The organism is Prochlorococcus marinus str. AS9601 (genome assembly GCF_000015645.1).
In the GTDB taxonomy this organism is placed as follows: domain Bacteria; phylum Cyanobacteriota; class Cyanobacteriia; order PCC-6307; family Cyanobiaceae; genus Prochlorococcus_A; species Prochlorococcus_A marinus_O.
Genome location: NC_008816.1, coordinates 1,496,045 through 1,511,407, shown reverse-complemented (window position 1 = coordinate 1,511,407; position 15,363 = coordinate 1,496,045). Strand labels below are relative to the sequence as shown.

Genomic DNA, 15,363 nt, shown 5'->3' with positions numbered 1-15,363 from the left:
TATTTACCTATTTAATTTTCCACTTATTAGTCCTTCAAGATCTAAGCTAGTACAATTAAAACCTAAATTAGAAAAATATTGAACTAATTCATTAAAGTTATATTTGTCAAAAAAATGCTTTAATTCATTTTTGGGAATTTCTATTCTTGCAGTTGAGCCTTGGCATCGAACTCTAACCTCCGATAAGCCACCTTGTTTAAGGTATTCTTCTGCTTTCTCAACCATTTTTAGCCTCTCGCTAGTTATCTCATGGCCATAAGGAAATCTAGATGATAAGCAAGGTTGAGCAGGTTTATCCCACCAAGGAAAACCTAATGCTCTTGATATATCTCTAATGTCTTTTTTTGAGAATTTAAATTTCGCAAGGGGAGAAATAACTCCTGCTTGTTTTGAGGCTTGTATACCTGGTCTGTAATCTTTCAGATCATCAACATTAACTCCATCTAAAACAATCTTGTAATTAAGTTTTTTAGAAAGGTAGGTTGTATGTTTGTGGAGTTCTTTTTTGCATGCAAAGCACCTATCCTTAGGATTTTTACTATAACTTGATTGGTCTAATTCTGATGTTTTAATTTCTAAATGTTTTACTCCAATCCATTTTGCTTGACTTTTTGCTTCTTCGCGAAGAGTATTGGCTAATGCAGGAGAAATACCAGTAATTGCAATTGCTTTGCTACCTAATTGCTCGAATGCTAATGATGTTACTAATGTACTGTCAACTCCTCCGGAATAAGCAATGCAAACACTATCAAGATTCTTAATGTATCTTCTAATTGTATAAAGCTTTTCACTTTGTTCATCAGTGAGGATTTCTAGTTGATTGAACATGGTAATTACTTTAAAATTCAAATTACCTATGAATAGGTTGAATTTATTATTAAATCTTTAATAATATTCTTATCTATATCTTAGATTAAATTTACTAAATTTTGTTCAATTGACGAATACGAGTAGAAATAGAGGAATTGGAATTGTCACAGCAAGTGACAGTCAAGAGAGATCAAAAGGTCAATTACATATTTATGATGGAGAGGGTAAGGGGAAAAGCCAGGCTGCATTGGGAGTAGTTCTCAGGACAATAGGATTAGGAATATGCGAAAAAAGACAGTCAAGAGTTTTACTTCTAAGATTCTTAAAAGGCCCTGAGAGGCCATATGACGAGGATTCCGCTATAGAGGCTTTACAAAGAGGCTTTCCTCATTTAATTGACCATGTAAGGACAGGAAGATCTGAATTCTTTACTGCTGACCAAGTGACAAGGTTTGATGTTGGTGAGGCCGAAAGAGGTTGGAATATTGCTAAAGGAGCAATTGCTAGTTCTCTTTATTCTGTAGTTGTACTCGATGAGTTGAATCCAGTTCTTGATTTAGGAATGCTTGATATCAATGAAGTAGTTGATTCTCTGCAAAATCGTCCAGATGGATTAGAAATAATTATTACTGGAAGGGCAGCCCCGCCCTCTTTGGTAAGAATATCTCAACTCCATTCAGAAATGAGACCACGATTGATAGGAAACTCAGCAGAACTAAACAAACAAAGTAGTTCTAGTGGTGGAATTGAGATTTATACAGGCGAAGGAAAGGGTAAATCCACAAGTGCACTCGGTAAGGCTCTTCAAGCTATCGGTAAAGGAATATCTCAAGATAAAAGTCATAGAGTTTTAATATTACAGTGGTTAAAAGGTGGAAATGGATATACCGAAGATGCTGCCATAGAAGCTTTGAGAGAGAGTTACCCTCATTTAGTAGATCATTTGCGTTCAGGCAGAGATGCCATCGTATGGAGAGGTCAGCAACAACCAATTGATTATGTTGAGGCTGAAAGAGCATGGGAAATTGCTAAAGCTGCTATTTTGTCTGGCTTGTATAAGACGATTATTTTAGATGAATTAAATCCAACTGTTGATTTAGAGTTGTTACCTGTGGAATCAATACATCAAACGCTCTTAAAAAAACCAGCAGAGACAGAAGTTGTAATTACTGGAAGGTGTAAAAATGAACCTTCATACTTTGAACTGGCTGATGTTTACTCTGAAATGGTTTGTCATAAGCATTATGCAAATGTGGGAGTTGATTTAAAAAGAGGTGTAGATTACTAACTATTCTTAAAAAATTAATTGCCCAATATTTTTTTTACCTTTTCGATGCCGCCTTCAATAGATCTTGACTTAATTTTGAATTTAGATAAGATTCTTGATGCTTTTTCAGAGCGTTTCCCCGATTTACATATAGTGAAAACCTCTTTATTTAAACTTTCTTTTTGAATAAATTTTAAGTCAGATGCTTGTTTCAAATGACTTAAGGGAATTGAGATAGATCCTTCTATTGCAAATGAAGAAAATTCTTCATTTTCTCTAACATCAATTAAAAGAATTTTGTTGGGTTTTGCTTTGTATAAACTATTAAATTCATCAGCATTTATAATGTTAATCTCATTATTTTTTTCACAATATTCGTCGCTATTATAAAAGCCCTCAAACTGAGACAGGTTTTTTATTCGTTTATTTGACTGATCACTTTTTAGATGTAATTTTTTCATATTCATATTCAATAGATCAAAAATTAAAATCTTCCCATCTAAAATTTCACCTTTTTTCAAAATGATTTTGATAATTTCATTAACCTGAAGAATTCCTATTAAACCTGTTGAAACACCCACAACTCCGAATTCTGCACAACTTGGGGCAGCATTTTTTGAAGGTGATTCTGGAAGTAAGTCTCTTAAATTTGGACTATTTTTATATAAATTGAAAACACTCACCTGCCCTTCAAAGCCTTGTACACTTCCAAAGACTAGGGGTTTATCTAATATCAGGCATGAATCATTTATTAAATATCTTGTGCCAAAGTTATCAGAGCAATCACAAATAACATCAAACTCCTTTATTAATTCAAGAGCATTTTTAGGATTAATTCTCTCTGAAAAGGTTAATATTTCACAATTAGGATTGAAATTTTTAATTCTTTCCCTAGCAGAATCAATTTTAAGATTGCCAATAGTATTTGTTTCATGAATTATCTGTCTCTGGAGATTAGACTTTTCAACTTGATCGTTATCAACTATTCCAATTCTCCCAATTCCTGTTGCAGCTAGATAAAGCAAAACGGAAGAGCCAAGCCCACCTGCTCCGATACATAATACTGAGCTGTTTTTAAGATTTAATTGGCCCTCGTAACCTATCTCTTTAAGGGTAAGATGTTTTTGGTATCTCTCTTCTTCATCAGAGTTTAAGAAATTAAATTTTATATCTTTGGACATTGAGATCCTTTAATTTTTGCGAGCTAAACTATGAAAATATAATAATTAAAATAAAAATTTTAGACTTTTTAAAATTTCTTTTTGATCTAATTTATTAATGTTTTTGTTAGAACTAGAAAATAATGTGAAGTTTTTATAAAACCAATTTTAAGCTTAAATATCTTCAGAAAGCCTAGATACCAAAGCCTCTAAAAAAATACAAAATGTTTCGGTTCGGAATTTTGCACAACAAAAAGGTAGTCAATAGACGTTTTTTCCGATACTGTCTGGTTCATATATTAAGTTTACTGAATTCATGAGTGATAACACTCCAGAGTCAAACCAAGACTCCGGCTCCGATACAAGCTCAGAAACCAAAAGTTTTTCAGAGAAGTACTCTGATGTTATGGGAAAAGTCAACGAAACCCTTGGTAATGTTGATTGGACTCAAATGGGTAAATACGGCAAGGCGGCAGGCATAATTGCTGTTGTCGTAATAGCTCAGATAATAATTAAAGTTGTCATTGACACGATAAACTTTTTCCCAATTCTTCCTGGTTTACTTGAACTACTAGGCGTAATTGTTGTCGGTCAATGGAGCTGGCAAAATCTTCGTACCAGTGAAAATCGTGAAGCTGTTTTAGATAAGGTACAAAATCTTAAGAAGACATATTTAGGGTAGTTTAAGATTACATATTGAGTATTTCTTTTACGTAATCTTTAACTTGTTTTAAATACCCTCCTCCAAACATATTGGCGTGATTCAATATGTGATAAAAATTATAAATAATAATTCTTTTTTCAAATCCTTTTTTTATAGGAAAAATTCTATGATATTCTTCATAAAATTCTTTTCTAAAACCTCCAAATAATTTTGTCATAGCTATATCTACTTCATTATCTGCCCACCAAGATGCCGGGTCAAAAATAACCCCCTTGCCACTTTTATCCATCCCTGCATTTCCTGACCACAAATCACCATGAACTAGAGCATTTATTGGTTCGTGATTCAGTAATTCTGTTTTAATTTTTTCTTTAACTTTATTTATGGTTTCTTTATCTAAAGTCGTTGGTTTAAGAATTAATAATTGAGGTATTATCCTTAAGTTTAAAAAACAATCTATCCAATTATCTTCCAAGCCTTTCTTCTGATCTGTTGTTCCGATAAAACCCTCAACTGGAAACCCAAACATTTTGGGATTAGATTCAGCCGATTTTAGATGCAATTCACCTAAACCTTTTCCAAGCTTTTTTTGTTCAAAGTTATTCATATCTATCCATTCAATTAAAAGAATCTCTATATTTTTTATATTTTTATATGCAATAACTTCTGGAATAACTAAGTTTTCTTGGTTAATATATTTTCTCAAATTTTGAAGACAATATTTTTCAAATTCAAGAAATTTTTTGTTTCTAATATTTTTTTTAAGGAATAACTTTTTGTTTGAGAATTCTATTCGCCATGCACTATGAATATCACCACCATGTACTTGTTCAATACTTTTTGGATAGGTTTCACCTAATTCTTCACAAATTTCGTTAATTTCAATAGGAGATAATTTTTGCATTTTAATGAGAAATTCTGAAGTTATTGTTATTGGCGCCGGTATAGCAGGACTAACTTCTGCAGCGATTTTATCAAAACAAGGCTTATCAGTGACCTTAATCGAATCTCATACTCAAGCCGGAGGATGTGCCGGTACTTTTAAAAGAAAGAATTATACTTTCGATGTTGGCGCAACTCAGGTTGCAGGTTTAGAGAAGGGAGGAATACATTATAGAATTTTTGATTTTTTAGATATTCCATCTCCAGAAGCCACAATTTTAGACCCTGCTTGCATTGTTGATTTAAATGATGGTGGTAATCCTATACCTATTTGGTATGAAAAAAGTAAATGGATTGTTGAACGAGAAATGCAGTTTCCTGGGAGTCAAAGATTTTGGAAACTTTGTTCCCTAATACATGAAAGTAATTGGATATTTGCTAATAACAATCCTGTATTACCAATAAGCAATTTTTGGGATTTTTCTCAACTTCTTAAAGCACTAGTTCCTTCAAACCTTGTCACAGGTATCTTACTTAAATCTACTATTTTTGATCTATTGCGGATATGTGGATTATCCAAGAATGAGCGCTTGATTAAATTCTTAAATCTTCAACTAAAACTTTATTCTCAAGAGGATGTTTATAATACTGCTGCATTATATGGATCTACTGTTCTTCAGATGTGTCAACAGCCATATGGTCTGTGGCATCTTAAAAAATCTATGCAGTCTTTAAGTGAATCATTAGAAAGTTCATTGATTAAAACTGGAGTTAATTTATTTTTTGGACAAGAAGTAAATTCTATAACTTTTGACGACGTAAATATGTGTTGGCAAGTATCTGCTAATTCGAAAAAAAAATCATTTATTTACCAAGCAAAAGATGTGATTTATACTGCCCCTCCACAGTCTTTGCTCAAGCATTTGAAAGATCCTTTAGAAAGAAAAAAAAATTATAAAAATCGACTTAATAATTTGCCTAATCCAAGTGGAGCTGTAGTTTTTTATTCAGCCTTAAAAAAGGAACATATTAAAAAAACATTCTCCAATCATTATCAATTTGTTTCGAAAGAATTTTGTTCCTTATTTGTATCAATTAGTGATGATGGTGATGGAAGAGCGCCAAAAGGTGAAGTTACTTTAATTGCCAGTATCTTTACCAAAACTAAAGATTGGGTTGACCTAGATAAACAAACTTATTTAAAGAAGAAAAATAGTTTCATGAAAAAAATATCCCTTGAATTGGAAAGTCAATTTGATATTGATCCTGATAAATGGCTACATAGGGAATTAGCAACTCCATTGGGCTTTGAAAGATGGACAAAAAGACCTAATGGAATAGTAGGGGGGCTTGGTCAAAATCCAGATATTTTTGGTTTATTTGGATTATCAAGTAGGACACCTTTTGAAGGTTTATGGTTATGTGGAGATTCGATTTATCCAGGAGAGGGGACTGCAGGTGTTAGTCAGTCTGCATTAATGGTTTCAAGGCAAATTTTAGCTTCCAAAGGTGTAAAAAATTTTAGTTTATAAAATTTTGTCTGTTTTCTTTTGCTTCAGCAAGTTTTTTAGAAAGTAAATCCCAATTTTTTTCTTTAATAAGAGATTCCAGTATGTTTAGCTTATTTTTAAAATTATTTATGGAATTTAGAATATTAATCTGATTATTAATAGCTAAATCTAGACCTAGTTGTTCATTGCCTCCGCCAACTCTCGAAGTATCAGCAAATCCTGTAGCAGCTAATTTTTGCGTGAGATCTAATAAAGATTGATTATTTTTTGTTTGCGCAGTTTCTATCAGGGCAGAAGCTAAAAATATAGGCAAATGAGAAATTAGAGATACTGCTTCATCATGCTCTTTTGGCGAAGCTTGGCAAATTTCACAATGCATTGATTTTATGAGCTCGGAAATAGTTCTGACTGAATTTAAATCACTATTTTGTGTTGGGGTAATAATCCATTTTGCATTTTTAAAAAGACCTTCAAAACCTGAATCAACTCCTTTTTTTTCTGTTCCTGCCATTGGATGAGATCCAATAAATAGAGGATGCAAATTTTCCCATGTATTTACAATTGGTTCTTTTACAGAGCCTACATCAGTTATTATTGTTTCCTGAGGTATTGATGCGACTAATTGTTGAGACGGACTGATCAAATCTTTGATAGGCAATGCCAAAATTATTAGCTCACATTTTTTTAATAGGCTCAAATCACAGCTAACAAAATTTGCAAGTTTTTTATCCTTAGCTTTTTTTTCATTAAATTCATTATTTGCTATTCCATAAATTGTATGATTTAGACTTTGGAGTTTTAATCCCAAAGAACCGCCAATTAAACCTAATCCTACTATTCCAATTTTCATAGATTGATTAATTCAAGACCCTCTTATATTGATACCAATTTTTTGTATATTAGGTTCATAAATTTTGTATGTATTTGAAATTAAATTAATTATAAATGCTTGAAATTTTAAGTCATCAATATTTGAAAAATTTTTTGAGAGATCAAAGTATTAGTTGGGAACACATATATTCTTTTGGGCGAATAATTTCCAAATGTATTGAAAATGATTCTACATATCTAATTAATTCTGAAATTTTTTCTAGCTATGATTGGTTACCTCCAATTTTGATTTCTTTATTTTTAAAGGAAGAGGATTCAACTTTTATTTTATCTAAAGAAAAAATTCAATTTATAAGCCAATTTCAGATTGATTCATTAAGAAATCTAGGTTTTAATTTTATTTTTAAAAATGATCAACTTATTTTTGCAAATCATCATATTCGTTTGATAACAATCCAAAATTTACTTAATGATCCCAATTCTCGTAATCTTAGAAATCATCGAATAGTTTATTCTGGAATCGAGGATATAAAACAGGATTTAAAAAATCATTTTAGAATTTCTTTGGTTAAAAAGGATTGGACAAAAAATTTTAATGAATTTGAATTAATCAATCAAAAATTTATAAAAGTATATGATTCATTGAAGAAAAAGTTCCTCATGAGAAAAGTCTTAGGTAATAGTTTTATCAATTTAAATGAAAAAGAAATTAGTTTTTTTTCAAACTTTTTTCATGAAAATTCCTTTTTTTCTGATAAATTTTTTATGGTTAATAAAGCATTATCTAAAGGTTGGGCGTGCTGGGTTAAGTTAAACGAAACAAATTTAGATTGGACTTTGTATTTACAGCCAATAGATGAACTTTCTCACATTAAAGAATTTTTTTCAAATAATAAATTTGTTTTTTTATCAGCATTGAGAAAAGATAATTTTTTCCAAATGTACTTTAAAAAACATAGTTTAGATATTGACTTGGTTATTAATTTTAAAAGTAATTTTGAAGAGAAAAAGATCTCATTATATATACCCTCTAGACAGTTGCTTCCTAATAATCCTCTTTTTACCAATTCAATCTTGGATAAATGCAAAAAGTTAATACTTTTTAGAAAGGGTTTAACTTTAGTTTTGTCTGATGATATTGATTTAAAAACTAATATTGCTACAGAATTAGCTTCTAAGTACGGGAAGAGGGTGTTGCTAGAGACAATTCCCTCAGGTAAAAATCAAATTCTTTGCTCAAGTTTTGACTGGTGGATTATGAATTCTTATTTAATTCAAATTCCAGAACAAATTATTATTCCTTTACTTCCTATTCCGAATATGTCAGAACCTATTAATAAAATTACAGTCGCTCATAAAAACAAGCTTTCCCAAGATTGGTTTCGAGACTTTTTTCTTCCCCAAGCTAGAATTAAACTTGAAAGATCTATTTCCCCTCTAAGAAGAAATTCAGGTAAGCTAATAATCTTAGATGGAAGAGTAAATAAAAGAAACTGGGGAAGATTACTTTTGCAAAACATTCAACCTTCAAAAAAAATTAACTATGTGCTACCTTTTGATTAGGTTATGATTTTGTAAATAACTAACGAAATATGGGAGAAGCAAAAAGACGTAAAATACTTGGTTTATCTCCAAAAAAAAATAATACTAGAACTAAAGTTGATGAGTCTCCAAGATTATTTGAATGGCTTCCCTTTACAATCAATCAAAGAGATAATCTAATTAAATTAAGTATTAAGGCTAGTTGGTTTGGAATCGGAGGGTTAGTTATCTTATGGATTGTAGTGAGATTTATAGGCCCTGCTGCTGGGTGGTGGACTTTAGCTGATTCTTTATAAATCTAAGCTACTGTTTTTATATCATTAACAGCGATTGTATTAGCAGGATTGCTATTTAATGCTTTCATTGAATTAGAACTGACTTCAGTTCCTTCTGTTAATTTCTCTTTAACCATAGATTCTACTTTATTCCTGATTTCTAAGTTTTGATCAAGCCAAATAATTGTATTATCTCTTCCTTGTCCAATATTTTCTCCTTCATAACTATACCAAGCGCCTCTCCTTATTATGATATTAGTCTCTTCTGCTAAATCTAATAAACATCCTGTTGTACTAATACCTTTTCCGAAGAGAATATCAAACTCTGCAATTCTAAATGGAGGTGCAACTTTGTTTTTTGCTACTTTCACTTTTGCTCTTATGCCATATTCTTCAGTACCTCTTTTAAGAGTTTGAATTCTTCTGATATCAAGTCTCACTGAGGCATAAAATTTTAATGCATTACCTCCTGTGGTTGTTTCTGGATTGCCGTATGTAACGCCAATTTTTAGGCGTAATTGATTCAGGAATATTACCGTACATCCAGATTTGCCAATATTTCCTGTTATTTTCCTCATTGCTTGGCTCATTAGCCTTGCTTGGCTTCCAATTACGTGATCTCCCATCTCTCCTTCTATCTCGGCTCTTGGGGTTAGTGCTGCGACCGAGTCAACAACTACAAGATCTACTGCACTTGATCTGATAAGTTGGTCAACTATTTCTAGAGCCATTTCACCTGTATCTGGTTGTGAGACTAACAAATTTTCAACATCAACTCCTAAAGAGGCTGCATAAACTGGATCGAGTGCATGCTCAGCATCTACAAATGCTGCTACTCCTCCATTCTTTTGGACTTCCGCAATCGCGTGCAGCGTTAATGTAGTTTTTCCTGAACTTTCTGGTCCATAAACCTCTACTACCCTTCCTTTGGGATAGCCTCCTCCTAATGCTAAATCTAAAGTGAGCGCTCCAGTAGATATTGTTTCTACTTTCATTCTTGAGGCGTCACCAAGTCTCATTATTGATCCTCGTCCAAAATTTCTTTCTATTTGACCTAAGACAAGACTTAATGCCTTGTCTTTTTCTTTTGATTCAGTTTTTTTCTTTTCTTCAAGGCTCATTGTTTGATTTATCGGTTAAAGTTCTTGTAATTATTCTAAATTTGGAAATTTTTATTTAAACCAAACTTCATAAATACAAACTATAGTACATCTGTACTCTAGCTGATTATCTTTAAATTGCAACTAATTCTCCTAGGTTTCCTAATTTTAATAATTTGATTTCATTACTTAACTTATTTTTATCTGATTCTTTCAAATATCCCCAGTCAGCTAGGAAGCATGGAATGTGAGAAGTTTCTGAATTTTGTTTAATATCAATTAGAGTTTTTTTCCTATCTTCTATAAAGCCTAAAATTTCATAAGTTTGTGTAAGCTTTTCAGCTATTTTGATTTTTGTTCCTGATTCATAACCAAAAATAAATTCTGGAAAAATATTTAATTGTATAAGTATTTTTTCTGCAAATATTTTACCTTTAGTTGTTATAACTCCAGTTTTTATTCCTCTTTTGCTTAATTCTTTCATAAAATTTATAATTTCAAAAAAAGGTTTATGTAAATTTACCCACGATTTAAAATCTTTATCAATTTGGTACTTGCGAGACTTATCTAACATTTTTTGTATATCTTCTGCTATCCAGGAATTTTCATTTAATATCCTCTGGCAATTTTGATGATAATTATTAATGAAATCATCTTTATTATCACTTGTTAATGGATTTTTTGTATTTATAATTTCGTGAACAATCAGAATCATTTCCCAACCATATTTAACCCAAGGCCTAATTTCTTTGAAAGAATTTGGGACTCCTTGATAAAGTTTTTGATCAACAGAGATGCATGGTGAATTTAAATATCTTTCACAGGCCAGCAAGGAGCTATGCCAATATTCTTGCATTCCATCAACTATTACTCCATCAAAATCAAATAGAAAAATTTTTTGAGAAGACACCAATTGAATATTAGAACTGGGCCGCTAGGATTCGAACCTAGGAATGTCGAGACCAAAACCCGATGCCTTACCACTTGGCGACGGCCCATTGAATTATCATTTTAATACATGAAAAGATTTTTTTCTATCCAAAAAATACAAATTTTTTATAAACATGGCGCTAGTTTTGAAAAATAAAAATATTATTTGAATGAGCGCGATTTCCATGGCTCTAGAAATTTCTGAGCTTTTTGGATCGCCAAACCCATTATTTCAGGATACTCATAGAGTTTTTTGTCATTTTTATGAGCAAATTCAATAAGGGGCTGCATAATTTTTCTTGCAGCACTTCCAAATGCTATTCCATCTGGGAGATTGTTTGAATTCAACAATTCATGAGTTTTTTCATTTGTTCCTCCTGCTAATTGAATTAATCCAGGTGGAAGATCTGAACCGATTTTTTCAAACAACTTAACAGCATCTCTACTTGTTGAAGGAGCAAGATCTCCAGACATTGGCCTTCCATCTAGTTGCCAAATAAGGGGAATATCAAGTTTTTTAAGAATTTCATATCTTTCCCACAGAGCTTTCAAAAGATCATCAGGCTCTTGGGCTTTTTTGAAAGATTGATTTAATCCACAACTGATAGATATCTTGTCTAATTTCATTCCAGAACTTGTAAGGATACTTACAACTTTTGTAAAAGAATCTAGGCGATTGATTTCTGTATGAATTTCTACTGCATTAGGCCTTATTTTTTGAAGAGTTGATGCTAAATTATTTTTTGACAAATTATATTCATATTCACTAATTAGATTTAGAGGACAACTATTTAAACATCTTCCGCATCCATAACATTTACTCTCTTTAATTCCGAAATTATCAATTGCAAATGTGGGGCATACTTTTTCGCATGGTCTTGGACAACTAGGGGGACATTTCAATGGATCAAATTTTGCTTTTCGAAAGTGGATATCATTACCATCACTAATGCTTATCATTAATCCAGGGGAGTTTTTAAAGACTTTTTTTGCCCAATCGATTCCTTTTTTTGCTGCATAAACTATAGATTCTTCTGCTGCAACATCTATGTAGTCGACACCAGCAGCAGTATAAATTGCACATAAATCTTCTATGGCAACAATATCTTCATTACTGGCACCACAAATTAACTTAATCCATTTATCTTTTTTATTCTTGGTTTTAATCAAACAATTTAACTTTCAAATTCATCCAAAATATAATTACTTAATGGTTTCCATTCAAGTTTTCTTGAACCCCCCATTTCAACAACTATTGTTAGTTTATTATCGTTAGTACAAATCTCTATTAAGCTTTCTAATTCAGACTGGGATAATACTTGACCTTCTAATAACCAAAGTAATTTATTTTTATCATTTTCATTAAATAACTCAGAAGCTTGTGGGATTACTTGCTGAACTTCCCCAAGCGCTCCGTTTCTTCCTACACTTTGATGACCAAGGTGAGGTGGTCTAACGCCATGCAATTTGAGCAAGAAAACTTCTGGATCTCCAAGCCCTCTTGCTGAAGTTATAAAAGTTTTAAAGCCTTTGGCCCTCATTCTCCTCAAAAGACGAGTTTCATAACCACCTTCAAGAGGAGCAAATATTGCGAGACATTTGTTAGTTTTTAAATCGTTATGAAACTTTTTCCCTGAGAGAAGTAATGGCATAAAAATTTCCTTTATTTCTATTTTATTTTATTTTATGGTACTTGATGATGTACAATTGTAACTCAGTGAATTTTTAAGCTCGCAAGCTAGCCGAGCCTCTGAAAATTTCACATTTTTTAGCGTTTCGTTAAAAAACTCAGGTGGGTTTATCCCAGGAGAAACTATCTAGATTTTCAGATAAGTCTCAACCTTACTAATTGTTTTTTGATTAACTTCACCTTAATAACTGAAGGGTTTAGATAATTGAAAAATTATTACGAGCTAGCCTAACTTAGTCTTATGTCTATTGGAATTTTAGGAAAGAAATTGGGCATGTCCCAACTTTTCGATGATAAAGGTAATTCGGTACCAGTTACTCTTATAGAGGCTGGTCCTTGCCGCGTCACTCAATTGAAAACAACTGCTTTGGATGGTTATACCGCTGTTCAGATAGGTTATGGCTTGTCCAAAGAGAAGCATTTAAGCAAACCTGAAAAGGGACACTTATTGAAATCAGGTGAAGAACTTTTAAAGCATTTGAAAGAATATAGGGTTGAAGAAACTTCATCTTATGAAATCGGAAAACAAATAACTGTAAAAAACTTTGAGGTTGGTCAAAAAGTTGATATCAGTGGCAAATCTATGGGTAGAGGTTTTGCAGGTTACCAGAAAAGACATGGTTTTAGCAGAGGTCCTATGAGTCATGGTTCAAAAAATCATAGAGCACCTGGATCTACAGGAGCAGGAACAACTCCAGGCAGAATTTATCCTGGAAAAAGAATGGCAGGAAGATATGGAGGAAAACAGATTACTACTAAAGGTTTGTTAGTTCTAAAAATTGATGATCAGAAAAATTTGCTTGTAGTAAAGGGTTCTGTCCCAGGTAAGCCAGGCTCAATAATAAACATTAAGCCAAATAATGTCGTAGGCAAAAAAGGAGGTGAAAAATCATGACAACACTTGAAACTCTTAAGTGGGATGGTAAAAAATCAGGCAAAGTTTCTCTTGATTTAGCAGTTGCTAAAGAAACTTCTTCGGCAGACTTAATCCATAGAGCAGTCCTTAGACAGTTAGCAAATAAAAGACAGGGGACAGCCTCAACTTTGACAAGATCTGAAGTGCGCGGGGGCGGTAGAAAGCCATACAAACAAAAAGGTACAGGAAGAGCTCGTCAAGGATCAATAAGGACACCTTTGAGACCTGGCGGTGGAATTATTTTTGGACCGAAGCCACGTTCTTACAATCTTGATATGAATCGTAAGGAACGTAGATTAGCTCTTAGAACAGCTCTTATGTCCAGAGTATCTGATATGAAGGCTGTTGAAGATTTTGGATCTACTTTAAAGCAGCCTAAAACAAGTGATATCATCAATGGCCTTGCTCGATTAGGTATACAAAAAACTGAAAAAGTTTTGGTTATTCTTGATAGCCCTTCCGATATTATAAAAAAATCCATTAATAACATTGAGAAAGTAAAATTAATCGCCGCCGATCAATTAAATGTATTTGATATTCTCAATGCCAATAAATTGGTAATAGGTCAATCAGCGATAGATAAAATTCAGGAGGTTTATGCATCATGAGTAAATTATTCGATTCTCGTTTAGCCGATGTAATACGAAAGCCAGTTATTACTGAAAAAGCTACAAATGCATTAGATCTTAACCAATACACTTTCGAAGTAGATCATAGAGCGGCTAAACCACAAATAAAGGCAGCTGTTGAAGCCTTGTTCAGTGTTAAAGTCATAGGAGTTAACACTATGAATCCTCCTAGGAGAACAAGAAGAGTCGGGAAATTTTCCGGTAAACGTTCTCAGGTCAAGAAGGCAATTGTACGTCTTGCTGAAGGAGACAAAATCCAACTATTTCCAGAATCTTAAGGAGTTTTAATCATGGCAATACGTAAATTTAAACCTTATACACCTGGCACTAGGCAGAGAGTAGTTACTGACTTTAGTGAAATCACAAGTGCAAAACCTGAAAGATCATTGATAGTTTCAAAACATAGAGTTAAAGGCAGGAATAATCGTGGAGTTATCACTTGTCGTCATCGTGGAGGTGGTCACAAAAGGCAATATAGATTGGTCGACTTTAGAAGAGATAAAAGAAATATCAACGCTAAAGTTGCAGCTATACACTACGATCCTCATAGAAATGCAAGGTTGGCACTTTTATTTTATGAAGATGGAGAGAAAAGATATATTATCGCTCCAGCAGGAGTAAAAGTCGGACAAAATGTCATTTCTGGAGAAAGTGTTCCAATTGAAGATGGAAATGCAATGCCGCTTTCTGTTATGCCATTAGGATCTAGTGTTCATTGTGTTGAGTTATACGCAGGTAGGGGCGCTCAAATGGTTAGATCCGCAGGAGCTAGTGCTCAAGTTATGGCAAAAGAGGGAGATTATGTCGCTTTAAAACTCCCATCTACTGAGGTAAGACTTGTAAGAAAAGAATGCTACGCAACTCTTGGTGAAGTAGGTAATTCTGAAATAAGAAATACTAGTTTAGGTAAAGCAGGCAGAAGAAGATGGCTTGGAAGAAGGCCTCAAGTAAGAGGTAGTGTAATGAACCCATGTGATCATCCACATGGAGGAGGAGAGGGAAAAGCACCAATTGGTAGAGCAGGCCCAGTTACTCCATGGGGTAAGCCAGCTCTTGGACTAAAGACACGTAAAAAGAACAAACCAAGTAATAAATTAGTTGTTCGAAGACGCCGTCGTGTTTCTAAGAGGAGTAGAGGAGGAAGAGACTCTTGATT

General features: G+C 32.9%; 17 protein-coding genes and 1 tRNA gene. 9 read left to right on the top strand and 9 right to left on the bottom strand.

What is annotated here, in order from left to right; translation table 11 throughout:
• Positions 1-3: 3 nt before the first annotated feature.
• The gene (gene larE, locus A9601_RS17465; RefSeq protein WP_011819183.1) at positions 4-828 is read right to left on the bottom strand and encodes an ATP-dependent sacrificial sulfur transferase LarE; all 825 of its coding nucleotides are present in this window, start codon (positions 826-828) and stop codon (positions 4-6) included.
• 109 nt (positions 829-937) lie between these two features.
• On the opposite strand from larE, the gene A9601_RS17460 reads away from it, so the two are divergent.
• Entirely contained in the window at positions 938-2,098 is a 1,161-nt protein-coding gene (locus A9601_RS17460) for a cob(I)yrinic acid a,c-diamide adenosyltransferase (RefSeq protein ID WP_011819182.1), read from the top strand.
• A gap of 14 nt (positions 2,099-2,112) precedes the next feature.
• Here A9601_RS17460 and moeB read toward each other — a convergent pair whose 3' ends face one another.
• A complete protein-coding gene (gene moeB, locus A9601_RS17455; protein WP_011819181.1) occupies positions 2,113-3,258 on the bottom strand; it encodes a molybdopterin-synthase adenylyltransferase MoeB in 1,146 nt (381 codons plus the stop codon).
• A gap of 295 nt (positions 3,259-3,553) precedes the next feature.
• Here moeB and A9601_RS17450 point away from each other — a divergent pair, with 295 nt between their 5' ends.
• Positions 3,554-3,919, top strand: coding sequence for a CAAD domain-containing protein (locus A9601_RS17450; protein WP_011819180.1), 366 nt, complete (start codon positions 3,554-3,556; stop codon positions 3,917-3,919).
• A gap of 7 nt (positions 3,920-3,926) precedes the next feature.
• On the opposite strand, the gene A9601_RS17445 is transcribed toward A9601_RS17450, so the two are convergent.
• A complete protein-coding gene (locus tag A9601_RS17445; protein WP_011819179.1) occupies positions 3,927-4,805 on the bottom strand; it encodes a fructosamine kinase family protein in 879 nt (292 codons plus the stop codon).
• Between the two features lie 4 nt (positions 4,806-4,809).
• Between A9601_RS17445 and crtD the strand changes: the two genes are divergently transcribed.
• Positions 4,810-6,315 (top strand): C-3',4' desaturase CrtD, encoded by a 1,506-nt coding sequence (gene crtD / locus A9601_RS17440; RefSeq protein WP_011819178.1) that lies wholly within the window; start codon positions 4,810-4,812, stop codon positions 6,313-6,315.
• Here crtD and A9601_RS17435 read toward each other — a convergent pair.
• Positions 6,305-7,144 carry a prephenate/arogenate dehydrogenase gene (locus tag A9601_RS17435; protein WP_011819177.1) on the bottom strand — a complete coding sequence of 280 codons (840 nt, stop codon included), beginning with the start codon at positions 7,142-7,144 and terminating at the stop codon, positions 6,305-6,307. The two genes, crtD and A9601_RS17435, sit on opposite strands and share 11 nt — an antisense overlap.
• 95 nt (positions 7,145-7,239) lie before the next feature.
• On the opposite strand from A9601_RS17435, the gene A9601_RS17430 reads away from it, so the two are divergent.
• Positions 7,240-8,688: a DNA helicase gene (locus A9601_RS17430; protein ID WP_011819176.1), complete on the top strand. Its 1,449-nt coding sequence runs from the start codon at positions 7,240-7,242 to the stop codon at positions 8,686-8,688.
• 29 nt (positions 8,689-8,717) lie between these two features.
• The gene (locus A9601_RS17425; RefSeq protein ID WP_011819175.1) at positions 8,718-8,963 is read left to right on the top strand and encodes a DUF2839 domain-containing protein; all 246 of its coding nucleotides are present in this window, start codon (positions 8,718-8,720) and stop codon (positions 8,961-8,963) included.
• Positions 8,964-8,965: 2 nt separating this feature from the next.
• Here the strand turns inward: A9601_RS17425 and recA are convergent, their stop codons facing one another.
• From recA to ndhN, 5 genes are all read right to left on the bottom strand, one after another.
• Positions 8,966-10,063 (bottom strand): recombinase RecA, encoded by a 1,098-nt coding sequence (gene recA / locus A9601_RS17420; RefSeq protein WP_011819174.1) that lies wholly within the window; start codon positions 10,061-10,063, stop codon positions 8,966-8,968.
• A gap of 112 nt (positions 10,064-10,175) precedes the next feature.
• Entirely contained in the window at positions 10,176-10,952 is a 777-nt protein-coding gene (locus tag A9601_RS17415) for an HAD family hydrolase (protein ID WP_011819173.1), read from the bottom strand.
• A gap of 16 nt (positions 10,953-10,968) precedes the next feature.
• A tRNA-Gln gene (locus tag A9601_RS17410) sits at positions 10,969-11,040 on the bottom strand.
• A 94-nt stretch (positions 11,041-11,134) separates the two neighbouring features.
• Positions 11,135-12,142 carry an LdpA C-terminal domain-containing domain gene (locus A9601_RS17405; RefSeq protein WP_011819172.1) on the bottom strand — a complete coding sequence of 336 codons (1,008 nt, stop codon included), beginning with the start codon at positions 12,140-12,142 and terminating at the stop codon, positions 11,135-11,137.
• Between the two features lie 5 nt (positions 12,143-12,147).
• Positions 12,148-12,624 carry an NAD(P)H-quinone oxidoreductase subunit N gene (ndhN, locus tag A9601_RS17400; protein WP_011819171.1) on the bottom strand — a complete coding sequence of 159 codons (477 nt, stop codon included), beginning with the start codon at positions 12,622-12,624 and terminating at the stop codon, positions 12,148-12,150.
• 279 nt (positions 12,625-12,903) lie between these two features.
• Here ndhN and rplC point away from each other — a divergent pair, with 279 nt between their 5' ends.
• From rplC to rplB, 4 genes are read left to right on the top strand one after another with little or no spacing between them, the layout of a single operon-like run.
• Entirely contained in the window at positions 12,904-13,557 is a 654-nt protein-coding gene (gene rplC, locus A9601_RS17395) for a 50S ribosomal protein L3 (RefSeq protein WP_011819170.1), read from the top strand.
• On the top strand, positions 13,554-14,186 hold the full coding sequence (rplD, locus tag A9601_RS17390) for a 50S ribosomal protein L4 (protein WP_011819169.1): 633 nt from the start codon (positions 13,554-13,556) through the stop codon (positions 14,184-14,186). The genes rplC and rplD overlap by 4 nt, the downstream gene beginning before the upstream one ends.
• On the top strand, positions 14,183-14,485 hold the full coding sequence (locus tag A9601_RS17385) for a 50S ribosomal protein L23 (protein ID WP_011819168.1): 303 nt from the start codon (positions 14,183-14,185) through the stop codon (positions 14,483-14,485). The genes rplD and A9601_RS17385 overlap by 4 nt, the downstream gene beginning before the upstream one ends.
• 12 nt (positions 14,486-14,497) lie before the next feature.
• Positions 14,498-15,361 (top strand): 50S ribosomal protein L2, encoded by an 864-nt coding sequence (gene rplB / locus A9601_RS17380; RefSeq protein ID WP_002807290.1) that lies wholly within the window; start codon positions 14,498-14,500, stop codon positions 15,359-15,361.
• Positions 15,362-15,363 lie beyond the last annotated feature (2 nt).